A 24,050-nucleotide genomic window follows, 5' to 3' on the forward strand; every position below is an offset into this window, starting at 1 on the left:
TATTTGTTTATATTATAACGTAAAGTTCCAAAATTTTTTTGCGGCCACTGCCTGTAGGTAAAGAAGTTCACTTCCATCAATATAAGTGAGTTTATTTGTCAGGGAAGACTCATGGAATGAATGTTTATAATTCATATCCCAGAAAATAGTATTTTTTGATAATGATAAATTAAAATGAAATGCTCGTGCACAACAATTAATTATCAACAATTTATCGAGGTTAAATTCTTGTTCAAAATTGATATCATTCAAGTTTCCATCAACACTTCTAGAGTACTGAACATAATCTATATTTAATTCATCAAATAAGACATTAAACATCTTTGCCATTGTTCCACTTCCAAGAACAACAACTTCTCTCTCATTATAGTTTTCTCTTAAAAAGATTTCTTTTGCCGCTAAATAGTCAGTATTTGTAGCAATATACTGACTTCCTTCTTTTTTAATGCAATTTATACCGCCAATCTTTCTAACGGTAGTATCCATTTCCACAGCATTAATGAAATGAGTTTTATAGGGTGCAGTAATAGATAGGCCCATTTGCTCTTTAAAAATTTCATCAAGAGAAGGAATTGATTGAGGCTTTGCTATATCGAGAAGAGTATATTCGACTTCATTATTAAAAAGTTCAGCATAAATATCCGGAGATTTAGAATGATGAATACTTTTTCCTAAGAGAGCGAGTTTAATCATTAAAATATTCTCTTGTTTTATCAACATCTAAATTAATTTGCTCAATGAGATCGTTAACAGAATCAAACTTCTTTTCATCGCGAAGCCTTTTAATAAAAGATACCTCGATCTCGTTACCATAAATATCATTATCAAAGTCAAGGATATGAGTTTCGACAAAAACCCCCATACCATCAGTAAAAGTTGGATTATGACCAATATTAGTAACGGAATACCAAGTTGACTCACCAAATTTTGTCTTTGTTATATAGACACCGTTTTTTGGATATCGACGATATCTATCAAGATCGAGATTAGCTGTAGGAATGCCGATTTGACGTCCTCGTCCAGCACCTTTAATGACGCGTCCTCTTATAAAATAGTCGCGTTTTAGATACTTTCTAACTGATTCAACATCTCCATCAGCAAGGGCCTCTCTTACAATTGTACTTGAGACCTTTCCCCCCTCAACATCAAAAGAGCACAAAACTATCACTTCTGTATTAATATCTTCACAGTATTTTTTTACAAAACTATGATTACCCTTTTTTTGTGCACCAAATGCAAAATCGTGCCCAAGATAAAACTTAGCAGGGGCCTTTGCATTAAAAATAAACTCATCCAAAAAGTCCTTTGGTGGCATTAGAGAAATATCTCGATTAAATTCAATTTCAAATAAATAATCAATTCCTAATTCAGATAAAAGTTCACGCCTTTCTGAATAACTATTAATTAGATAATGCTCCTTGGGATTTAGGATCTGAATTGGGTGAGGTGTGAATGTAACAACAACTAATTTTAAGTTGGAGTTTTCGCACTCGTCCTTAATATTTCTTATAACTTTCTGATGGCCACAGTGGACACCGTCAAAATTACCAATAGTGACAGCATAGTCGAGTTCATTTAACTCATTCAAAGATTTAATTACTTTCATTTGATTCTCTTATTAGTTCGTTCCAATATTTCTTTTCGAACTTCAATGGAAGCTTTGCACCCTTGTATTCGTTTTTACTTGCGTTCTCAACTAAATTACTAAAATAAGTACGAGCTTCACTGCTTAAGTTTGAGTTCTCAATCTTATCTCCCAGACTATCACCTGACTTATTATTTGAATAGGTACAGATATAGTGAAAGATTTGAGAATAAACAAAGTTTTTCTTAAGATCATTAAGAGGATCTCTCTTAAATAATCTAATATATGGAAAAGCGGTTAAGGCAAGTATAAACACAGCAATCGCTCCGAGTGAATAATTTATAATTGTCCAAATGTTGCGTTTTTGTGATGGTTTAAACACAGGTGCCATAACATTTTGTTGAATATTCTTTTCGACAGTGCTTCTAATATTTTCTTTTGCTTCTTTGGCTACAGTTGTAGCTTCTTTTGAAGAAATATTTGAAGAAGATGTTCCCGAACCAATAATAGAAAGAGCATCAATTTCTAACTTCGTCGTTTCAAATTGATGTGTTAGTGGATTAAAAATAGATAATTCCAATGAGTTTTTTGGAATATCTTCGGAATATTTTGCAAGATATGTGTAATCAAAACGTTTATTCTTATCAAGAGGTGTTTTCTCAATCATTTCTGCACGGGCCTCAAATACTTCAAAAGCATCTGAGCTAATTAAACGAGGTGCTTCAAATTTCTCCAACGCACCGTCACCGACAACGTTTAACCTAGCCTCTAAAACATCATTTACAACAACCTTAGACTTATTAAAGCTCAGTTCAAAGCGATGTTGTCCAACAAGGCCAGTAAATGATTTTGGCATATTTTCTGTAGGTATTGGGATCGATTTAATTTTAACGCGATCACTTCGTATAACCTTTGTTTTATAAGTTGCGCTTGAAAAAGAAAATGACATTCCAAAAGCATTTCTTCTTCTACTTTTATAATCAGGATATTGAATTCTTAACTCAATTGGATCAATTGAAAGATCACCTGTTTTTTCTGGATACAATACTGACTTATAGACTAGTAACCTTTTATATACTTCACCTTGTATACTGACTCTTTCTACATTAGTGCGAGGTAATTCGAATCTCTTTAAAAAACCTTTTTGTACTGGGAACTTTACAAATTCAGGGTTTGTAATCTCACCCTTAAAATATACATAGTAATTTAAATCAATGCGCTCACCAACATAGGCTTGTGACTTATCAACCTCCGCTCTAACAAAATAATCTTGTAGGGCCGCTCTTTGCCTTAAAATTCGTACAGAGAGTGAGCGATGCTTTACAACGCTTCCACCTAGGTCGACTTCAATATCTTTTACAACAGTAGTACCAGGCTTTCTCGCTCTTATTTCGTAGACATAATTATAGATCTTCTTCTGGATCATTTTACCGCCAGCAAAAATCCCCTTAACCATCATACGGCTTGCATCATTAGTGTTATCAGAAATTATCTCTCCATTATTAAGTTTGAAACTTACATATGGCTCAACATTACTTTGACTTTCAAAAGAAATCGTTAACTTGAAGGAATCTTCTAATGCTACCTGACTTGAATTTACTTTTGCTGTAATTGTTTGTGCAAAAGTAGATAAACCAAGAAGTGAAATTAAAATCCATTTTATCATTACCAGTCCTTACGATTATTATCACCTTCAGATGAAGTATCTATAAATTTCTGTTGCAACTGAGCGTCATCATTCATAATTTGCTTAAAAACACCATTGGCCTTACGCATCTTCTTTTTACGTTTTGCCTGACTCTCAATCTGCTTCCATTGCTGCTGTTTAGTTTTTTGTTCTTTTTTATTACCATTTTTAGAATCTTTCTTTTGACTCTGCTGCTTTTTTTCTTGATCCTCTTTACCTTGACCAGACTTCTTATTTTTCTTCTCTTGACCTTTATCGTCTTTATTTTGCCCCTGCTTTTTCTTCTGCTCAGAGTTCCCGTTATTGTCTTTATTCTGATCCTTATTCTTATCTTTTTGATCCTTATTCTTTTTATCTTTCTTATTTTTCTTATCTTGTTTCTTCTTTTGTTCTTGTTTTTTCAAAGCCAACTTAATTTGCTCAGTAATTTTCTTTTTTAAATCATTGTTTTGAGTACGTGTACTTATATAATCAAATAAGTTTAAAGAGTCCTCGAGTCGATTGTTTTTGAGTAAAGCTGTAGCGTAGTTAAAAAGGTCTTCATCCTTCTCATTCTCATAATTACTTAATGTTTCACTATAAATTTCTACGGACTGCTCTTGACCATTCTTCTGCTTTAAATATAGTTCTGCTAGCTTTAACTTTTCGTTATGAGTAATTTCTCCTCTACGCATTTTTTCAACTAGCTCATCTTGATAGGGGTTCGGCTGCGCTGCTAGATCTTCTTGATTTGCAAATGCTTTATCTTTCGAGCCAACAACAATTAACATTATGAAGATTGCTGTCATTGCATTAAACATTTTAAAGCGACTTAGTATCACGAAGATAACGTATGAAATAATAGCGCTAATAATAATCCAATACCCCAATACAGGACGAGATCTGAAACTTCCTTTAGAAAAGGCATTTAAATGTACATTTTTAAAAAAGTCCAATATCTCTTGAGTTGGTAAACTGTATGATTCGATAAACCATACTTTTGAATACTTTGATTTCTCTACTAAATCCTCAAAGAAAGTTTTATTTAATTTTGATACGATTTCAACATTGTTATGTTTTTTATATCGTCTAAAGTTTCCACGCTTATCACGAACAGGAATTTTACCACCATCCGGTGTTCCGACACCTACAATTCCAAGGCTAATTTCTTCAGGGATTTCAACATCAATGCTTCCATGTTCTTCGCCATCAGTAATTAAGAGGATATTTCCCTTTGTGTACCCATTAGAAGTTTTAAAGTATTGAAATGCTTCTTTTAGAGCTAAACTAACATTTGAGCCCCCATCTGGTGCTGCCGACAACATTGTTTCAAGACGCGACTCAAGTATGTCTAAATCATCAGTAAATGGAACAATTTTTCTTTGAATATCAGAGAATATACTCAATGATACTTGGTGGCCAAAGGCATTCTTAACAAAATGTTTTGCAATAATAGCTGCCTTAGAAATTCGATTAGGCCTTACATCCTCTACAAGCATACTCATAGAATTATCAATAAGTATGAGTGTTCGTTGATTTGGTATATTAGATTCAACGATTTCTTCAGGACCTCTAAGATCACCTACAGCAAAAGCAAAAATAAAAAATGATAAGAAATAGAAAATAATTGAAATTTTTTGTCTTTTCTTGATTTTTAATGACCAAATAGACTGCACTAGTTTAGAAAACTTATTTCTAATTCGTAGTGAAATCAATGAAAAAATTGCTACAACCACAACTGAAATCACTAATAATTTAATATTAACAAATTCCATTACGCAACTTCCCTATATCCAATACGTCGAATGGATTCAACAAAAACTAATAAGAAGAATCCGGCCATCAGATATTTATAGTAGTCCTCTTTATAGATTATTCGTCCTTTAATTTCGAGGCCTTTCCTTTCAAGCTTATTAATTTCAGATAAAACTTCATTAAGAGAGTCATTGTCTGATGCCACAAAGTCTTTTCCACCAGACTCTTGTGCAATCTTGCGAAGAGTTTCAAAGTCCATACTTTGGCCTGGCATATTTTGATAACGTTTACGTCCATATGCATCTCTACCAACAGGTAGTTTTGCATTAGGATCACCACCAATACCAATTGTATAGATCTTAATTCCAAGCTCTTTTGCTTTTTCAGCAGCCTGCATAGGTGACATTAGACCAGCATTAGCACTACCGTCTGTTAGAAGAACAATTGACTTATTCGCCGCTATACTCGTCTCAGATCTTGCAAGTGCCAGACCTAAAGCGTCTCCAATATTTGTACCAGAACCTAAAAAACCAATTTTAATTTGTTCTATTGATTGCTCCACAAGCTTTAAATCAGTTGTAACAGGAATTAGAGTAAAGACCTTATCTCCAAACATAATAATTCCAATACGATCTACTGGCGAGAGCTCAACGAACTTTCGTATCTGTTCCTTAGCTGCTTCCAAGCGATTTGGAGGAAAGTCTTCTGCGAGCATCGAACGTGAAACATCCACAACAAAATAGATGTCATTAATTTCTTTTTTTACATTACTCTTACCCATCGGGGTTTTGGGCCCCATTAGAGCGAAGCTAATAAGAAGCCAAGAGATAACACCAAGAACTAACAAGATACCTCGCATAATTGAGAAGACATTTTGTGTACGATATTTTGGAGGTAGAATTAACTCCCCTTTTCTCATGACACTGAAGAAGTCTAAGATCCAAAAGAGTAATCCTACTAGACCAGCAATAAATAAATATTTATTTTGAAACACGTAACTATCTAACAACAATATTCTCCTTGGCCTTACGATGGGCCTCCTCTAATGTTATTAAGTCACTCTGATCCCAATCCTTCTTATACTGAACTTTATTAGTTAAGTTTAAATATTCGACATAAGCATCTTTATTAGAAAATATTTCATAAAACTTATGACGATTTGAGTATATATACTCGTGACCTTTACGATCTGATACCTTTTTAAATTCATCGACAATATTCTGCCAATGCTTTTTTTGAGCATTCTTTGTTTGAATCTTACGAAAGAATATAAAGATTAAAATAAGAACAACGATTGCAGTTATAGAAATTAACAGAATAATTAAAGGACTTAACTGGCCAGGCACACTCTTATCAAAAACAAAGAAGTCCTGTCTTGAAACCGGAGTATTAGAAAATGATATAGCAGAATAATCCACAGCGACTGCCATACCGCGATAGTCCCAAATCTTTGGAAAGTTAGGCTTAGGTTCGCTTATTAGCACACCTCTAGCTTCAACAATATAATACTCTGGATTTTCTTTTAAAATAAATTGCTTCTTTATTTTTAGGATTTTAATCATGTCCACAAAGTTTCTAGAAAGTAATGATTTTTTAATATCCTGATCACTTACTTCACTAATTGGATGTAGCATGATTTTAAAGTCTTTTATTTCACCAACATCCCATGAACTCTCTTTATCGATAAGCTCAAGTGTTAGCTTTGTATCAAGTGCAAACGTAGACAGAGACAGAATAGAAATAATAAGTAAAAGAAATCTCATAGCATCTCCTTTACAAAAACATCTAAATAACGATCACTAACATCAATATCTTTCAAACGAAAATCATAATCTAACTTTTCATTTTTCCCTTTAAAGCGAGTATTAACTCGTCCACTCCCCTTTCCTGCGATTCGTCCAACTAGAGTAAATCTAAACTCATCAGAAGTATCTAAGGGAGTTAACAGCCTGAAGGCATGAACGTGCCTTCTAACCGTTAACCTCTTTAAGGTCTCAGGAGAAAGAAATTCATAGAAGTCACTTAGTATAACGACCTCTCTTTTTTTATAAAACTCTCTTACTAACTCTTTATCAAATTTTGCGAAATTTCTTTCTTTTTGATTCACAAGAAATTCCGTATTCACTTCACCATTTTCATCAATAACTTTAGATTTTCTCAAGCTGTCGACAAATGCGACGAGGCCTGCTTCTCCTCTTTTCTTTTGAACTCTTACAACTTTATCGTTTAAACAAATTATTGTTTCAATATAGTCATGTGTTTTTTCTGAAAGTAAGTATAAAAGGCTGATAATTTCAAAAGCCGCCTGTATTTTAGAGACGCCATTATGACCAATTACCATTCCGGGACTACAATCTAATAATATTGTTATTTCAACATTTCTTTCTTCTTCAAATGTCTTAATATATGGTGTATTCGTTTTTGCCACCATCTTCCAGTCTATAAAACGTACATCATCACCATGAACATACACTTGATGTTCTTTAAACTTAAGCCCCGTGCCTCTAAAGTGAGACTTAAGCATTCCAATAGAAAAAGAATTGGCCCTTTTAAAAAGACTATTCTTCATTCCTTGGACAATTTTATGTACTTCAACTGATTTCATATTAAATCATCTTTTGTGCGATCTTAACTGCAATATCCCTTGCGTTTTGGCCATCAATAGTGGCTTCATAAGTAAGAATAATTCTATGCCCTAAGACAGAGGCAACAACTTTCATAATATCATCTGGTGAAACGTAGTCTCTTTGGGCCATAAAGGCATTAAATCTTCCAAGCTTGTGTAGCCAAATTGCTGCACGTGGAGAAGCACCTGCCTGAACCAACCCTTTAAAGTCAGGAGAAAAGTGCTGATCACCAGGTCTTGTTGCTCTTACAATCTTTACAATTAAGTCTTTCATTTTATCATCAACATATACTTTTTCGACTTCATCTCTAATTGAAAGAATGTCATCTGTTGAAAGAATAGAAGCCATTTCATCTTTAATTTTTTCCATATCAAGAATTGATTTTTCAGCTTCAAAGTCTGGATAATTCACTTGTACCTTCATCATAAAACGATCAAGCTGTGCTTCAGGAAGAGGATATGTACCCTCTTGCTCTATCGGGTTTTGCGTAGCAAGAACGACAAATGGGCTCGATAGCTTATGTGTAGAATCTCCAATTGTTACTTGTTTTTCTGCCATGGCCTCTAATAAAGCCGATTGTACCTTAGCAGGGGAACGGTTTATTTCATCTGCGAGTAAAAGTTGTGTAAAGATTGGGCCAAACTTAGTAGAAAACTCTTCTTTTTGTTGAGAGTAGACCATAGTCCCCACTAAGTCCGATGGAAGTAAGTCTGGTGTAAATTGAACTCTTTTAAATGTTAAATCACAGAGCTTACTCATTGTAGAAACAGAAAGAGTTTTACCAAGCCCAGGCATACCTTCAATTAGTAAATGTCCTTCACAAACAAGAGCTGCGATAATGCTATCAAGCATTTCATCTTGTCCATAAACAATACGTTTTGCTCTGTCTAAGACACTTAGTACTTTTTGTCTTGAATTATCTGTCATTTCTATCCACCTTATATGCTAAATATTTTATGTAATTTGATCTTGAATCTAAATTTGATATTGGGTGATCAAGCCCTTGAATACCTGTATCAATTAATTTTACACTTACCCCTATTTTATTAGCAGCTTTCAGAACACATTGATCTAATTCACTCATACTAATATTTTGGGTACATGATGCAGCGGCAAGAAGGCCACCGTTTTCAATTATTTGAAAAATTTTGTTATATAATTTTTCATAACCTTTAAGTGCAGCTTTCTTATCTTTATAGTTCTTACTAAATGCTGGAGGATCACAAACGATAATATCATATTCATTACCGCTATTTATTGCACCATCAAGAAACTTAAATACATCACTTCTAATAAATGTTCCCTTGCCCGAAAAATTATTAAGACTGAGATGCTCATCGACGACACCTTGCATATTTGCCTGATCAACAAAATCGACTTTTGAAACATTTGCTCTAAGTAGATGCAGTCCCCAAGAACCAACATATGTAAACAGATCTAAGCCTTTCTTAAATGATTGCCCAGTTCTTATCGTTAGCTCTTCAAATTTACGACGATTTTCTCTATGATCGTAGTAGTAACCTACTTTTTGCATCAACTCTCTATCGATTTTATATTTAAATCCATTTTCAGTTACACTTATAACTTCAGGCAAATCATCTTTTTTAAAAGTGGGAAGTTCTTCAATCTTTCGATATGTTTCGTTATCTAGAAGTAAAACATCTTTATCAATCAATTCATTGAGATATGTCTTTATATCATTTCGAAACTGATCCATTCCTGCTGAGTTAATTTGTAAAATAGCACAGTTTTCATAGGAATCGACAATAACACCAGGCAGACCGTCTGCTTCTCCGTAAATGAGTCTCGAATCTAGAGCATAGCCAATCTCTTTTCTATAAGAAACTGCATTGTTAATTAAGTTCTTAATTAAGGATAAGGGGTCATCTTGTGAATACTTATAAACACATATATTTTTTTTACGAGAAGAATTTGGATTAACAAAGCCTATGTACTTAGCTTTATTAAATTCAAAGAAGCACCATTCACCAGGTCGATAAGATTTCAAACTATCTTCAATATCATTTTCAGAAAGCAGTATTACTTTTTCTTCAAACCGAAGATTTATTTTCTTCTTTATATTTATTGTTCTCATTATTCAATACCCATAAACTTCTTAGCTTTGCCTGTATTGATATGATAATTATTCACCTTCAAATTCATTTTTCCAAGATCAATCTTCTTATCACCGTTCATGGCATAAGAGACTGTATTAATTTCACTTGGAAGACCAAACGTATTCACTTTATCGTATTCAATTTCAATTTCTTTTTTAACTGAAGACACCCCACGACCTTCACTAATAACGATTTGAGAAACAACACTCTTGCCTTTGGCCCACGACTTTTTAGAGTATGAAAAAGCGGTTGTAGTGATAAGGTTTGGGCTCTTTGTTTCAATTGATTTAATATGACCACTTGAATAAAACGATACAGCTAAGTCTAGTAATTCTTTTTTTGACTTCACCCTAATATATCGGGCCGACTCTTTCGTATCTTTTTTATAAACACTTGATTCTAAAGCAGTTGTTAAATCTTTAGCTAAAATCAACTCAACATATGGCTTAACCTTAGCAATTAGTGTTTGCTTTAATAAATCAAATCCTTTCTCAGGTAGTCCTTCGACTCGAACACGTATGTTATTTGGAAATGACCAATACACTCGATAGTAGACATCATCCGGTACCAATGCCGTATTCGACTTAACGTAACTTTCCAAGTTAGGTTCCCTAATATCAAAGAATAGATCTTTAATTTCACCTGCTAGTGGTGTGTAGGTTCTTAATTTATGGTCTTCAAAAATTTTTTCGTTATTTGAAAAAACTGAAGATACAGATAGAAGTAATACAACAATTAGCGAAATATTAAATTTAAGCATAAAACGTCCTTTTAAGCTATTTTAAAAGGGACATACAGCATTACCAACTAGTTGAAATTATTTCCTTCCAATTGACTTTTGGAAGTATTAAATGCTTTTCTTTCTTATAAATGACCTTACCTTGTGCTCCCTTGACTCCTTTCAAGTTTTCTACCTGAGTAAAAATCACAGGTATTTGATCCGCACCAAATTCACTGTACTCAGCAAGCATTGAAGCAAGGACACTATAAGTATCAAAATCAAAGGTATCAGCATTTTTCGCAATTAGGTGTGCACTTTTATCACCATCTAGGTGAAACCACATATCTCCCTTAGTTGACCATTTACTTCTGATATAATCATTTCCTCTCGTATTTAGGCCAATGGCGATTGAGATTTCTCCCCACTTTACAATGACATGATCATCCGACTTTTTAGGTTCATTACTACTTTGTGCTACTTTCTTCCATATTGGAGTATTTACTTTTTCCTGAACAAAGGTTTGTTTTTTATTCTCTAATTCTTCGATCACATCTTGTAATCTCTTAGTGAGAAACTCCTCACCTTTTTTTAATTTCTTTATCTTAGTGAAAACACTATTCTTTTTTTGATAATAATTTGCACTATAATCAAATTTAACTTTGAAGTTCTTATATTTAAAAACGTGACCTGATAAATCTAAGTCATCTTTAATTAATTTTTCTTCGATTTCATGTCTAATTTTACAATTCTCTAGGTCTTTAGAGATAAGAGACTTTTTACGTAGTAGTTTCTTATTGTAACCAGTTTCAACTTTTTTATTAAAGACATCATTCGCTTCTAGAACAAGTTTTGATTCTTTAATGTTCTTTATATCTAATTGTTTACGCCCTATTTCATCAAATAAATCAAAGTCAGACTCTTCATTAAACTCAAGTTTCTTTTGTGAAATCCATGGAGAGAAGTGCATCCATTTGTTATTAGATTGATAAATATATGAGAAATATAGCTGTCGGCCTTTCCAAAATAACAATAGCCTAGATTTATCTAGAAACTGAAAGGATAAACACTTATCAAGTGTATCTGCTTCTATTTTAACGAGTCTCGCATTTCTTATATTTGATCTTAAAAACTCGAGGAACTGATCTCTTTGGATACGATATTCTGAAGGTATAGTTTGAATCGTATCCCAAATCCCACAGTATTCTCCACCTCTGCCAATCGTTATACAAAGGTTTCTTCCCCTAAGCCTAAGTTGAAGTAATAGCAACTTGCCTGATGAAAAAATCTTTTGGATTTTAGGACATGTTGATTCCCCATTTTCCATAATTTGCTTGTTAATTTTATCGACATTTTGTCCAAGCTCTGAGAAATTTAAATTCATGAATAATCCAACTATTTTGTCACAAACGCTTAGTAATATTGACTGGAGTAAAATTGCTTCAGAAATTACAACGTATGCGAAATTTGATACCAATAAAAACATTATAGAACAAAACCCAAAGGTTTACGAATTAGAATCCCTAGCTTCTCACTTTTCTAATTTAAACGAATTAATTAAAAAGATTGATGAGGTAGGAAGTTTACATGAGATATTCTTTAGCAATCTAAGAGATAATCAAGAAAATCATAACGCGCTTAACTACATCTCAAAAGGCGGCGTTGCAACAATAGATCAACTTAACTTTTTAGCAAATCTTATTGAGAATCTTTTTCCAATTAAGCGTACACTTAACTTTGGAGACTATAGAGAAATCCTTGAAGGTTTCATTAATAAAACTCAACGCCTAAAAAGTAAATTCATCAATCCATTTAGAAAGTTTGTTGATGCCGATGGTAGCGTACACCTTGAAAAACATCCAATTATTGCACCTTTAATTCAGGAACAAATATCACTTGAAAGAAGAATACGTGAAACGATTAACTTTATATTAAAAGATGAAGATATCTCTAAACGTCTACAAATGGATACATTTGACATAATAAATGAAAGATTTGTCATTCCTATTAGAAGTGATTCTTACCGAAGTGATATTGGAAGCATTGTCGCTCGATCATCAACTGGAAATACACTTTTTGTCGAACCTGTATCGACGAGAAAAATGGCCAACGAATTAATCGAAATAAACTCCAAGATAGATTATGCACTATCTCAGATCTGTAAAGGCTACTCTGAACAAATTAGTAATGATATTCAAGTTATGAAAGATATTTATTCTTTCTATATTTCACTTGATTATACAAATACATTAGCAAGTTATTCACATGCAAAAAACTTCTGCTATCCAGAAATCAGTGCTGATGGTGAAACCATCATTACGGACTTCTATCATCCTTTAATCGATGAGTGTGTCACAAATAGTATTGAACTAGAAAGTAATCATAAAGGCATAATTATTTCTGGGCCTAATACAGGTGGAAAGACAGTAAGTATTAAGAGTATTGTCATATCTCATCTATTTTTTAAACTTGGGCTTTTCATTCCTGCACAAAAGGCAAAGCTACAGTACAAAACAGATATCTTCTATTTTGATAGCGACTATCAAGATCTTGAGATGGGACTTAGTTCTTTTGCTGGTGAAGTTAAAGTCATTCTCGGTATGCTTGAAAATATTCAAAATAACTCACTTATTGCCGCTGATGAGATATTTAATTCAACATCTTCAGATGAAGCATCTTCTCTTGCATACTCTATAATTAACTATGTTACACATGAGCTTGGATGTGATGTACTTATTTCAACTCACCACCAACTTTTAAAAACCAAAATGCAAGACAATCCAGACTTCCTTTCGGCCCATGTTGGTTATGACTTTGAAAAGAATTGTCCGACATATAAACTTGCTATGGGGACCCCTGGCTCATCAATGGCCCTTGAAATCTTCAAACGCTTAAGTCATGAACATTCAATCCCTACAAAAATTCTCGATAATGCTAAGAAGATGTTAGATACAAAGTATGTAACATATGAAAAGTTACTACAGGATTTATCTCGTAAACAAGAAAAAATCGATAAAACACTACGTGAGAATAAACAGCTCAACTTTGAATTAAAAAATCAAAAAAAATCTCAAGAAGGTATTCTCTTTCTCGAAAAGCAGAGAGCTTTTGATAATTATGAAAAAGAGATACGAAAAATCATTAAAGGCCTAAATGACGTTAAGGCTAAAAGCCTAAGCAATGAAATTACTCATCTAAGTAAACAGTTTGAAAAGCTAAAGCCTGATCATGACGAGAAGAAAGCGAAAGAAGAAGTACGTACCGTAGCAAAAGAGGTCAAACAGGGGCACCGCTATTTTTGCGATCGCCTAAACACAACATGTGTAGCTTCTGAGGTTAAGGGTAAGAATTGTATTGTCGAGGTCAATGGAAAAAAAATAACAGTTCCTAAAAATTCTCTCTTTGATCAACAAGGTATTGATCGCAATAAAAAGGCAAAGCCTAAGAAAGAAGTACAAATCAATGTCTTCAAAACAATTAATTATACAACTGAAGTTAATTGTCGTGGAATGAGACTAAGTGAGTTTCAACAAAAAGTCTTCTCTTGTATTGATGATTTAAGAATGGGTCATATACCATATCTAATCATTGTCCATGGCCATGGAGATGGAACACTTAAGAAATGGCTTAGAAATGAGATGAGAAGGCACAAAGACTTAACTTGGACACCTGATGAAGGCAATGACGGCGCAACGAGAATAGACTTGGTAAACAATAATTAGTTTATTGATTTGAAGATTCGATCAAAGTTTATTGTCATTTGTCCTGAATAACTATCTTGTTTCATCGAAAACCACACAAAGAAGGCGCGACCTCTTATATTTTCAAATGGTACAAAACCCCAAGCACGAGAATCTGAGGAATTGTCGCGATTATCACCCATTACAAAATAATGGCCTTCGGGGATTTTAGTTTTTTTGAAATTTAATTTATAGATATTATCCATATCCTTTTTAACAACAAATTCTTTATCATTGACTGTTGTTTGAAAATATTCATAATTATCATTATTTTTTGTGGCAATTAATTTCTCAGACATTTTTTGACCATTAATTAGAACTTCCTTATTTTTAATTTCAATAGTCTCACCTGGTAGGCCAATAACTCTTTTTATGTAATTTATTTTCAAGTCATTTGGATACTTGAATACAATGATATCCCCTCTTTCAACTTCATTAGTACGAAAGAGATAAGTAGGTGTTAAATTAATATTTCCAAGAGCGATATCAGAAAATGGAACTTTCAATCCATATTGAAACTTTTTTACAAGGATGAAATCTCCAATTTCTAAGGTTGGTATCATTGACCCAGAAGGGATTCTATATGGTTCAAATAAAACTGAGCGAAAGATTAAAAGTGAAATGATTATAATGAATGAATCGCGAGTCATCTTAATAAATGTCCTCTTACGATTTAAAATCTTCTCTTCTATCAATTCACTCACTTACTTAAGCCCTCTATAGTATCTTGAGATTATTTCCTGTGCTAATTTTGTGGATTTAACATACCACTTTTCATAGTTAATAATCATAACACAAACAGAGATACCCTTGTCATTATTATCCTTTTTAGGTTTTGCATAAGAAGTAAACCAGTCTCGCTTTCCATAGGGGAATCCACCTGTAATAGAACCTGTTTTACCTCCCATTTCAAGCTTGCTTGAAAGGCGACGATTCATATAACGTCTAAAGGTTCTTCTTGCTGTACCCCTTTTAATCGTTCCCTGCATCAGTTCAGATAACTCATCAGCAACTTTCTTATTTATAACTCGTTCTTTTCTTATTTCGTTTGTCCAGACATCCTCGCTCTTATTATCACTTAAATGCAGTGCCAAGCGTGGATAAGTAAGCTCTCCCTCATTTGCCACAATACTTGAAATCACAGCACAATGAACAGGTGACATCTGTGTGCGTTTATTAAAACCTGAGGCTATCTCGGCCAAGGCGTAATCAGTTTTTGGAACTTCAAATGTTGAGCGAGCTAAATCGATTTCACTCATAAGGTCTTCATTAAAACCTAGCTTTTGCGCCATTTGCTCTAGCTCCTGTGGAGTTGTGTTGTTAATGGCGGCCTTACCAAAGATTACATTATTTGAATATGCAAAGGCACGATCAAAAGAAGTCGACCTCTGCCAACGTGTCTTCTTATTTTTTAGCTGGTACTTATAAAGAGTTGTCCCTCTTCCTCGGTACTTAAATTTATCATGAATATCGAAGTCAGCATTATTTACAAGATCCGCACTAGTTACAATCTTAAAGACACTGGCGGCGGGATGGGTCCCAGTAAATGGTAGTAAATAATCAAAGACTTTCCCTTTTCTAGTAAAACCGAGGGAAACTAAAAGATTTCCATTATTATTATCCATTACAACAACAGCTGCTTTATCAGGACGATAGTAGCGCAACCTCCAGCGAACAAACTTTTCAAGCTTCTTATCTGTTGCGTACTCAATATTATACAATTTGCCATTGTGTTGAATTGATTGTTGAAATGGTTCAACCGGGTCCAATAATTGACTGGAGAGATAGTGCTTTAGTTGCTGATCACTAATAACACTTGGTTTACTTTCAACTTTTGCTTTTTTATTCTCTTCTTTTCCTAAAAAGAAAAAACCAATCAAGGCAAGTGGGGCCAAGATTAGTAAATACTTATAGATAAATTTATACTTTTTGATCACCTTTATAGCCTTTACCAATCACAAAGAATTCCTTACTTACCGATCGTGTCGATTTTGGCTTTAAAAAATGGAATTCTTTAAAAATGTTTTTTTGTGATTTTAAAAAGACTTGCGCCTCATGGCCATCAAATACTTTAATAACAAAGTTTCCACCAGGCTTTAAAAAGACAGGTAAGTGATGAAAAACCTGCTCAATAAGGTTTAAACTCCTTAACTGGTCAACTGATCGAACACCCGTTGTATTAGGGGCCATATCAGAAATAACAACATCAAAGCGATCATCAAAATCAAGCTCTTCTACTGTCGTTACATCAAAAATACTCTTTTCAAAGAGTTTAATATTCTTAACTCCTAAAAGTTTCTTATTGACTGGTTTGATATCGATACCGACAGCAAAGCCATCTGGCCCAATCTTCTTACTCGTGTACTGCATCCACGAGCCTGGGAAATAACCTAAATCAAGAACATTATTACCCTTCTTAATAACTTTATACTTATTATCAATCTCTTCTAATTTATAAATTGAGCGAGCAAGAAAGTTCTCTTTCTTGGCCTTTTTATAATAGTAATCCTTAACTTTAAACGTCATGACCTCAACCTTATACCTACTATTAGCTAAACATTATTTGCAGAACTGAATTCATGCTAATTTGTAAGCGCATCTATATTTTCTTACATCTGAGAGCAAAATATTTTTTTATTTTGTGAAAAAACTTATTGACTCAGGTTTTTTACTAACATTATTAACAGAGTTATCCACACTTGACTATAATCGTTGGTTATTTTTCACTGTCTTTACTTTTACTAATGAAATCCCTTATTTTCAATACTTTACCATCTATGTTGCGTAGTGATGTCATACTTTGACAGGTTGCGAACCAACTTACCAACAAAAAACACCAAGTTATCAACATATACACATTTCAAAGTGCTTTCAAAGCTTGTCAACAATATTTTTAGAATTTTATTGTAAGAAATTTGGGGATAAACTCCCCTTGTACGAAATGTACAATAATACTTATTTTAAAGGTCTTAGGGCCATTTCTGGCCCATAAGATTATTCTGACGTTACCATATATTCCAACTCATCAGTACTTGCTAAAATAGCACCGTACTCTTCACCATCATCATATGTGAATGAACTAGCAATCAGCTTGATGCTACCATCAAGTGGATCAACTAAAACAAATGGCTCGTTGGAATTAGATGCTTCTCTTCGCATCTTGTAGGACTCAGAAAACTCTTCAAATAACTGTCTTGTTATATGAGATTTAAACAGATGAAACTCCCTTTCATCGTTAACGTTATCTTAATTATAAATTAAATCTCAAATAAAGATAGCGATTTAAGAGTGAGCAATTTAGTCAATTGCTCCTATTGTACGCAATAAGATCTTCACACGTCCCTCAAAGTGAGAATCCAATAAGCAAATGATGATATAGACAGCATAGATCATATTGCGACGACTTCTAAGATGGCGAATTTTTTGAAAAATAACTTCGATTAAGAGTACGCTGAAGAAGGCCAGAGGCCATAAAATAGAAAAGTCCTGAAATGTTCGTGAACTAAATAGAATATCGATCAAGATAAGGCATAGAATTGATATAGCAACCTTCATCGATAAATCATGCGAGATATTTAAAACTTGGTTTTTTTCACTTCTAGTTTGCCCAATTAACTTATAAATAAATACACCTAGGCCAAAGATAGAAAGTATGAAAAATGACTTTCTAAAAAAGAGCCTCGTAAGCTCCGCATAGATAATGTTTATACTCTCAATCATCTGTACAGAAACATTACTTGTTGAGAAGAAGAATAATGAAATTGAAAGAAAAACTCCTAATAGAGTATATTTGAAAAATTGTCTGCGATACCAGTATGTCTCTTCTTTTAAGAATACAAAGTGAATTAGTAAAAGTTGTACAACTAATAAGATGATATTGGATTTATCAATAACTGTACCCCAGGCACCGAGAAGACCAATAAAGAGGCCAGAGCGATAAGTTGAACTCTTAGTCGACCATAGAGTTGACCATACCCACACAACAGAGAAAGTTGTTAGAAGCGTAAATCCAAAATTATTGGCCAAGATTTTAGAAAATGACCACGAAGATACTAAGGCAAAAACCCCAAGTAACGAAAGCCTACGAGAGACAAAGTTTCTCAGCAGAGCATAGAAGGTCATCAAAAATAAAGACATTGTCACAAAGTAAAAATGAACAGACCAAGATAAATTTAGAAGTTGTGGATACTTACTAAAAGGAATGTAATTGATAGAAATAAAGTTCCAAAAGGCACCCGATACTTTTTCACCTGGATCAAAGAATAAACGAAGTGAGCCAGTTGAAAAAAGGTTTGGTAGTTCAGGAAGTGATGTAAAGAACATCACAACAGTTAAAAATAGAACTGTCTTTTCGAATTTATCTAAATAGCGATACTCATGAAAGTTAGTCGAAACAGACTCTTTAATAATTTTTCCACGAGTGGGCCATGAATAAAATAGGCCCATAACAACCCACGTAACCCAAAATATATTATAGCTCCATTTATGAGGGAGGAGACTTAGTAGGTTAAAATAGATGGCCATAAAGAACATCCCCATAAAGAGACGATAAACCACCCTATCGATTGAGGAGTTCACTTTAAAATAAATTTTTAAACGATGATCAATTTCCTTACCTAGAAGAAACCATTGAGAAACAATGAACATAGAAAAGAAGATCATGGCTATAATTTGCCAAATTGGTGCTAAGTTCACTTCTTTTTGTAAATAAATTGGAAGTAGCAGAAACGTAAAGTATGTAACTAGCCGAAATGACAAGAATTTAGTTTTTTCAACGAAAATATCCGACTTTTTTTCTAAAGTTTTCACCATAATACCCGATAAATTTAGTACAAAATCCCAATCCCAAAATTACTTTCTCGAAAAGTACCCGTCTTAACAGGCGGGTTTTTTATTTTCAGGGATTTACCTATTATAACCTCCAAGATGCCAATTGACGAAGATCTCAGACAAAGAAAATTCTTCCACTAATGATGCAGCGGAAAAAAAACCTCAAGTATGATAAAATCAGTGTTGGAGACTTGCGTGAAAAGGAATTTCACGTAGAAAATCAGGAGGATTTTTTGTCTATAGCAATGGGCTCCATTAACACCGGCCTTCCAAAGGATATTGTTCAGCAAATCATGAAAGCTGAGCGTATACCTATTAATAATATGGAAGCACGCAAGGGAAAGATTCAGGACAAGAAAGCTCTTGTTCAGCAACTCTCATCTCTTGTTGAGGCCATGCGTGGTACACTCCTCCAAAACGGTAGTGCGAGATCCCTAAGAGAGCTGGAAGTTGTTGGTAACGATGATATCGTAGAAATCAGTGCTGACAAGAACATCGCAGAGCCTGCGACCTATCAATTTGAAGTTAAACAGCTTGCACAAAAGTCATCGGCAATGACCTCTGGATTTGCTGATCCAGACGAGAGCTATATCGGTGTAGGATTTATCCAATACACATTACCAAACGGCGAAAATAAAGAGATTTATATTGATGCAGATAATGCTTCACTTAAGTCTGTTGCAAAGCTAATCAATAAAAATGACGACGCAGGCCTTAGAGCAAGTGTTGTTAATGATGGCTCCGGCTCAGATACGCCGTGGAGACTAATTCTCTCCCTTAAAGACACTGGAGATATCAATAAGGCTGACTTTCCATACTTCTACTTTGTCGATGGAGAGCAAGACTTTTATATTGAGTTTGAAAGAGAGGCCCAAGATGCAATTGTTGCCCTTGATGGTTTTGAAATTGAACTCCCTGAAAATAAAGCAGCTGAACTTATTCCGGGTGTAACAATTGATCTAAAAAAAGCGAAGCCAGGTGAAGAGTTTACAATAAATATCAGTGAGGATGCTGGGAAAGTTGGTGAAAAGATCAACTCACTAATTGAACAAATCAATGGTGTTCTTTCTTTTATTAAACAACAAAATACCATGGATGAGAATACGGATACATCTAGAACACTAGGTGGGGATATCCTACTACAGTCTATTGAATCAAGAATTCGAAATACAATCTTTAAAGATATTAAAGTTGATGGAAGAACATCCCGTATAGGAAATATCGGTATTCAATTTACAAGAGAAGGTCTTTTAGAATTTGATCAAGAAAAATTTAAAAGTGAGATGGAAAAGGATTATGATCACGTAGCGGAGGTTTTAACTGGACGCTATGAAGATGGAACTAAAACGAATGGTTTCATTGATAATCTTAAAGAAACTGTTGGTCAGCTTCTACAATTTCCAAATGGTCTATTATCATCAAGAAAACGTTCATTAGATAATAATATTGAAACAATCGACCGAAGAATTGCTCAGCGAGAAAATATGCTACAGCAGAAAGAAAAAAACTTAAAAGATAAGTTCGCTCGATTAGAAGGAACAATGTCAAGAATTAAGGCACAAGGTGCTGGCCTAGGTGGCGCACCTTCGCCAATGGGATAGTAAGGAGAATTAAATGAGTTACGGTTTAGGTGCTTACAAACAAACATCTGTAAAAACAGCAAGTAAGGAACAAATCCTACTAATGCTTTATCAAGCTGCAATTAAGAATTGTAAGAAGGCCATTGAAGCAATTGAAAAAAAGGATATTGCAGAAAAGGGCCAATACATTGGAAAGTTGCAGGACATTATTATTGAACTTAACAGTAGTCTAGACTTTGAAGTTGGTGGAGATGTTGCCAATGAATTGTCGTCACTATATGACTATATGTTACATTCAAGTACACAAGCTAATATCAAGATCGATAAAGAACCATTAAAAGGTGTACTCGATGTATTAACGACTCTATATGAAGGTTGGCAACAGGCCATCAAGCAATTAAGAGCAGAACAGAAGGCAAAATAATGGCCAATTTTGATAGCCTCGCTGGTAAAATCATGCGTCATCTTGACCTGATGAATGTACTCGTGGATGCAACACAATCCATGCTAAAGAATAGTCAATCAGGCAATTTTGAAAGCGTGGAGCAGATCGCTGATAACCGAGAGCGTTTAATCAATATCGTTAGGCTACTTCAAGATGAAATCGAAAGTAAATTACAGAGCGCTACGACTCATTATACTAGTTCTGAAATCGATGTATTCAAGTCCTGGATTAGTGATGTAACAGAAATAGTTAAAAAAAATGATGAACTTGATCGTCAATGTCTCGAAGAACTATCCCAAGCAAAAGAGTCAACTACAAGAGAAATCTCTAACGTCTACAAAACACGTAAACAGTTTCAGGGTTATAACCTAAATAATACAAAGACTAGGTAATACTCGACCTGTTTGCCCGCTTAATCAAAAGTATAGTATAATCTGGTGGAGCTCTAGGAAAGAGCTTCACCTATATTTACCCATTATCCCTTAGGAAGAGGAAATTATGGAATTGGCAAAAAATTCAAGTCAGGAAATTAATCCAAAGTCTTTATCATTTTTAAATATTGAAAGTTACGAGATAAAACAATCTCGAAGTAATTTAAAGGTTCCAGTAATTAATGGTGTTCACCTACACTCTAATTATCATCCAGCTAAAGAAGCTAAAAAGATAATCGCCAACATCGAACATCAACTTAAAGAAAATAATCATCTTCTAATATTAGGGCTAGGTTTTGCCTATCATGTGTATGAAGCGTGTAAGCTACTTGAGAGCTATCATGGTCAAAACTATAAGGTCATCGTTATAGAGCCTAATGAGCAAACATATTCTGAATGCATTAAAAATAATCTATTTCCAAATAAGAATATCGAAGTCTATGCAACTGACTCAGTTGCAAATATTTATAAAGAAAAAAGCGTCGTTACATTCCTTTCGTCAAAACCAACGATTCTTACACATGCTCCTTCATTTTCTTTATACACAGATTTCTACAAAGCATTTCTAGACTTTGAAGCAGATAAGAGAATCTCTGAATGTGTTGAACATATAAAGTCAGCAGAGCTTAAGACCCTACTTTATAATGGCAATCAAAACTTGAGCGTCGACGAATATATTGAAGAAAATATTTATCAAACAAGTGAATTTAAAAATAAGAACGACTTTTTGCTACTTGCTTTTGATGCAATTATTAAGCAAGGATAAGGCACGAGGATAAGATGAAAGATATACTAATAATAAATTTCAAGCGACATGGTGACATTTTTCAGATGGGAAGACTCATCTCTTCTTTAAAATACAAACACCCAGATTCAAATATTTCTATTCTAATAAATAAAGAATTTGAAACTTCTGCTCAAACACTAGGTGGCATAAAGCAAATCTTCACTCTCGATCGCAAAAGAATTGTTAGTTATAAAAAGAATAAAATATATTCTGATGGCTTTGCTCTTGATGAATTTGGTAAAACGATTAAGGAAATCAACAAGGGTTGGAATTTAGTTATCAATTATTCTAATGATCGAATTTCAACAAGCCTTACATCTTACCTAGCAAAGGAATACAAAGGCATAAAATTTGATACACATTGTAATGTAAATTATTCAAATGAATGGTCTATTGTTTTTAATGATATTTTAACTCAACAAAAATATACACCTATAAACTTTAACGATACTTACCACAAGATGTGCTGTTTAAAAGAAAACAACTCATTTAACTCGTTAAATGTTTCAAATGAATACAATAAGGTTTGCCATCAAAACTTCCTAAAGATGCGCAAATCAGAGAGTAAAAATAATCCTAAAATAATTGGTTTACAGCTTACGGCATCTAACCTCAGCAAAATGATCGAAAGAAGTGAGCTTATCAAACTTATTAATGAATTAAATAATCGAGTTGATACTATTCCACTTCTATTAATTGCTCCAACGTCGGAAGAAAGAAATTTTGCGAACAAAATTAATTCAGAACTTGATAAGAAAGCAGTAACGATAGAGGCTCCCTTCACGGCGCTTCCTTCTGTATTAATTAATTGCGATATTTTAGTAACTCCAGATACAGCTATTAAGCATGTCGCTGATATACTCGATGTTCCTTTAATAGAATTATCAATGGGTCCTTCACCATTTTTAAAACAAGGAACAGTAAACCCAGAGAGCATTATTATGACTCCAAGGTTAAAAGATCGTGATTTCACATATACAGCAAGTGTTCACACTGAAAAACAAGTAAGAAGTAACGAAGTTATAAAAGCTAATGATATCATTTATGGCCTCGAAAAATATTATCTAGGTTTCACAGATGCAAAGTTAGAAAACAAAGAAATCTCAGTCTATCGACCTGAAAATGACGAGGTTGGTACTTTCTATAAAAATATTGAAGGACGCTTTGATGCAGAGATTGAAATCTCTCGTTATCTTTTAAGAGACTTTATTTTAAGAAAAGTTGAAAGAAAAAGCCTTTCTAGCCATGGGATAATCGAATCTAACTTGAACTTCACTTCAAGCTGGCTAGAGCAAACACAAGGTGAATTAATCAAATCATCTCGTCATGTATTAGCAGCAATAAAAACGGCCCTAGCTAAAGACAGTCAAAAGCTAAATGAGAAGTTATTAGAGATGAATCGTTATATAGCTAGTGCGTCTGACTACTGTTCACTACCTTTCTTATTTTATAAAGCAAAAATAAGTAATATAGACAATCCGACTATAGAAGAAATTGAAAATACACTAATTGGACTTAAAAACGACTTACAAATTCAATTTGAACAAGTCAAAGAAGTTTCAAATCTCATAAGAGAAAATCGCAGCAAGATTCGTACAGAATCGGCAAAGGACTTTATACATGAATCAAGATCAGAATAACTTTAAAAAAGACTTCTTTTCTGAATTAGAAAGAATAAAAGAGCTGCAAATAAAGCGTGAGACGCTAAAAGAGGACGACATGGCCTTTTTATACCTATGTTCAATCCTAGAAGAAGAGCAATAGAGGTA

At 33.8% G+C, this 24,050-nt stretch carries 23 protein-coding genes; 7 read left to right on the top strand and 16 right to left on the bottom strand.

What is annotated here, in order from left to right; genetic code table 11:
• Positions 1-12: 12 nt before the first annotated feature.
• From ACMAZI_RS00505 to ACMAZI_RS00555, 11 genes are read right to left on the bottom strand one after another with little or no spacing between them, the layout of a single operon-like run.
• On the bottom strand, positions 13-693 hold the full coding sequence (locus ACMAZI_RS00505; RefSeq protein WP_412473988.1) for a hypothetical protein: 681 nt from the start codon (positions 691-693) through the stop codon (positions 13-15).
• Positions 686-1,606 (bottom strand): bifunctional riboflavin kinase/FAD synthetase, encoded by a 921-nt coding sequence (locus tag ACMAZI_RS00510; RefSeq protein WP_114706128.1) that lies wholly within the window; start codon positions 1,604-1,606, stop codon positions 686-688. Before ACMAZI_RS00510 ends, ACMAZI_RS00505 begins: the two co-directional genes overlap by 8 nt.
• Positions 1,593-3,251 (bottom strand): BatD family protein, encoded by a 1,659-nt coding sequence (locus ACMAZI_RS00515; protein WP_114706127.1) that lies wholly within the window; start codon positions 3,249-3,251, stop codon positions 1,593-1,595. Before ACMAZI_RS00515 ends, ACMAZI_RS00510 begins: the two co-directional genes overlap by 14 nt.
• A complete protein-coding gene (locus ACMAZI_RS00520; RefSeq protein WP_412473987.1) occupies positions 3,251-5,026 on the bottom strand; it encodes a VWA domain-containing protein in 1,776 nt (591 codons plus the stop codon). Before ACMAZI_RS00520 ends, ACMAZI_RS00515 begins: the two co-directional genes overlap by 1 nt.
• Positions 5,026-6,015 (bottom strand): VWA domain-containing protein, encoded by a 990-nt coding sequence (locus tag ACMAZI_RS00525; RefSeq protein ID WP_114706125.1) that lies wholly within the window; start codon positions 6,013-6,015, stop codon positions 5,026-5,028. The genes ACMAZI_RS00520 and ACMAZI_RS00525 overlap by 1 nt, the downstream gene beginning before the upstream one ends.
• Positions 6,005-6,769 (bottom strand): hypothetical protein, encoded by a 765-nt coding sequence (locus ACMAZI_RS00530; protein WP_412473986.1) that lies wholly within the window; start codon positions 6,767-6,769, stop codon positions 6,005-6,007. The genes ACMAZI_RS00525 and ACMAZI_RS00530 overlap by 11 nt, the downstream gene beginning before the upstream one ends.
• Complete coding sequence (locus ACMAZI_RS00535; RefSeq protein WP_114706123.1) at positions 6,766-7,611, bottom strand: DUF58 domain-containing protein; 846 nt, start codon at positions 7,609-7,611, stop codon at positions 6,766-6,768. Before ACMAZI_RS00535 ends, ACMAZI_RS00530 begins: the two co-directional genes overlap by 4 nt.
• A 1-nt stretch (position 7,612) precedes the next feature.
• A complete protein-coding gene (locus ACMAZI_RS00540) occupies positions 7,613-8,560 on the bottom strand; it encodes an AAA family ATPase (RefSeq protein ID WP_114706122.1) in 948 nt (315 codons plus the stop codon).
• Positions 8,550-9,728 carry a class I SAM-dependent rRNA methyltransferase gene (locus tag ACMAZI_RS00545; RefSeq protein ID WP_114706121.1) on the bottom strand — a complete coding sequence of 393 codons (1,179 nt, stop codon included), beginning with the start codon at positions 9,726-9,728 and terminating at the stop codon, positions 8,550-8,552. The genes ACMAZI_RS00540 and ACMAZI_RS00545 overlap by 11 nt, the downstream gene beginning before the upstream one ends.
• Positions 9,728-10,510 carry a hypothetical protein gene (locus tag ACMAZI_RS00550; protein ID WP_114706120.1) on the bottom strand — a complete coding sequence of 261 codons (783 nt, stop codon included), beginning with the start codon at positions 10,508-10,510 and terminating at the stop codon, positions 9,728-9,730. The genes ACMAZI_RS00545 and ACMAZI_RS00550 overlap by 1 nt, the downstream gene beginning before the upstream one ends.
• A gap of 40 nt (positions 10,511-10,550) precedes the next feature.
• Positions 10,551-11,852, bottom strand: coding sequence for a hypothetical protein (locus ACMAZI_RS00555; RefSeq protein ID WP_412473985.1), 1,302 nt, complete (start codon positions 11,850-11,852; stop codon positions 10,551-10,553).
• On the opposite strand from ACMAZI_RS00555, the gene ACMAZI_RS00560 reads away from it, so the two are divergent.
• Positions 11,851-14,190, top strand: a complete 2,340-nt coding sequence (locus ACMAZI_RS00560; RefSeq protein WP_412473984.1) for an endonuclease MutS2 — start codon at positions 11,851-11,853, stop codon at positions 14,188-14,190. The two genes, ACMAZI_RS00555 and ACMAZI_RS00560, sit on opposite strands and share 2 nt — an antisense overlap.
• Here ACMAZI_RS00560 and lepB read toward each other — a convergent pair.
• The 5 genes from lepB to ACMAZI_RS00585 form a co-directional block, all read right to left on the bottom strand.
• On the bottom strand, positions 14,187-14,912 hold the full coding sequence (gene lepB / locus ACMAZI_RS00565; RefSeq protein ID WP_120404023.1) for a signal peptidase I: 726 nt from the start codon (positions 14,910-14,912) through the stop codon (positions 14,187-14,189). The two genes, ACMAZI_RS00560 and lepB, sit on opposite strands and share 4 nt — an antisense overlap.
• Positions 14,913-16,145, bottom strand: a complete 1,233-nt coding sequence (locus tag ACMAZI_RS00570; RefSeq protein ID WP_114706116.1) for a penicillin-binding transpeptidase domain-containing protein — start codon at positions 16,143-16,145, stop codon at positions 14,913-14,915.
• Positions 16,129-16,734 (bottom strand): SAM-dependent methyltransferase, encoded by a 606-nt coding sequence (locus tag ACMAZI_RS00575; protein WP_114706115.1) that lies wholly within the window; start codon positions 16,732-16,734, stop codon positions 16,129-16,131. The genes ACMAZI_RS00570 and ACMAZI_RS00575 overlap by 17 nt, the downstream gene beginning before the upstream one ends.
• A gap of 468 nt (positions 16,735-17,202) precedes the next feature.
• Entirely contained in the window at positions 17,203-17,367 is a 165-nt protein-coding gene (locus tag ACMAZI_RS00580; RefSeq protein ID WP_158536798.1) for a hypothetical protein, read from the bottom strand.
• Between the two features lie 138 nt (positions 17,368-17,505).
• The gene (locus ACMAZI_RS00585; protein WP_133296889.1) at positions 17,506-19,017 is read right to left on the bottom strand and encodes a hypothetical protein; all 1,512 of its coding nucleotides are present in this window, start codon (positions 19,015-19,017) and stop codon (positions 17,506-17,508) included.
• Between the two features lie 254 nt (positions 19,018-19,271).
• Here ACMAZI_RS00585 and fliD point away from each other — a divergent pair, with 254 nt between their 5' ends.
• The 6 genes from fliD to ACMAZI_RS00615 all read left to right on the top strand — a co-directional run bounded on the left by fliD (position 19,272) and on the right by ACMAZI_RS00615 (position 24,045).
• On the top strand, positions 19,272-20,639 hold the full coding sequence (gene fliD / locus ACMAZI_RS00590) for a flagellar filament capping protein FliD (RefSeq protein ID WP_158536797.1): 1,368 nt from the start codon (positions 19,272-19,274) through the stop codon (positions 20,637-20,639).
• Positions 20,640-20,652: 13 nt separating this feature from the next.
• Entirely contained in the window at positions 20,653-21,042 is a 390-nt protein-coding gene (gene fliS / locus ACMAZI_RS00595) for a flagellar export chaperone FliS (RefSeq protein WP_114706112.1), read from the top strand.
• 50 nt (positions 21,043-21,092) lie between these two features.
• A complete protein-coding gene (locus ACMAZI_RS00600; protein ID WP_412473983.1) occupies positions 21,093-21,455 on the top strand; it encodes a hypothetical protein in 363 nt (120 codons plus the stop codon).
• Positions 21,456-21,561: 106 nt separating this feature from the next.
• Positions 21,562-22,260, top strand: a complete 699-nt coding sequence (locus ACMAZI_RS00605; RefSeq protein WP_114706110.1) for a hypothetical protein — start codon at positions 21,562-21,564, stop codon at positions 22,258-22,260.
• Between the two features lie 14 nt (positions 22,261-22,274).
• Positions 22,275-23,921, top strand: a complete 1,647-nt coding sequence (locus tag ACMAZI_RS00610; RefSeq protein WP_412473982.1) for a glycosyltransferase family 9 protein — start codon at positions 22,275-22,277, stop codon at positions 23,919-23,921.
• Positions 23,902-24,045 carry a hypothetical protein gene (locus ACMAZI_RS00615; RefSeq protein ID WP_158536796.1) on the top strand — a complete coding sequence of 48 codons (144 nt, stop codon included), beginning with the start codon at positions 23,902-23,904 and terminating at the stop codon, positions 24,043-24,045. Before ACMAZI_RS00610 ends, ACMAZI_RS00615 begins: the two co-directional genes overlap by 20 nt.
• Positions 24,046-24,050: the final 5 nt, after the last annotated feature.

This window comes from Halobacteriovorax sp. YZS-3-1, from assembly GCF_047084945.1.
Lineage (GTDB): Bacteria > Bdellovibrionota > Bacteriovoracia > Bacteriovoracales > Bacteriovoracaceae > Halobacteriovorax_A > Halobacteriovorax_A vibrionivorans.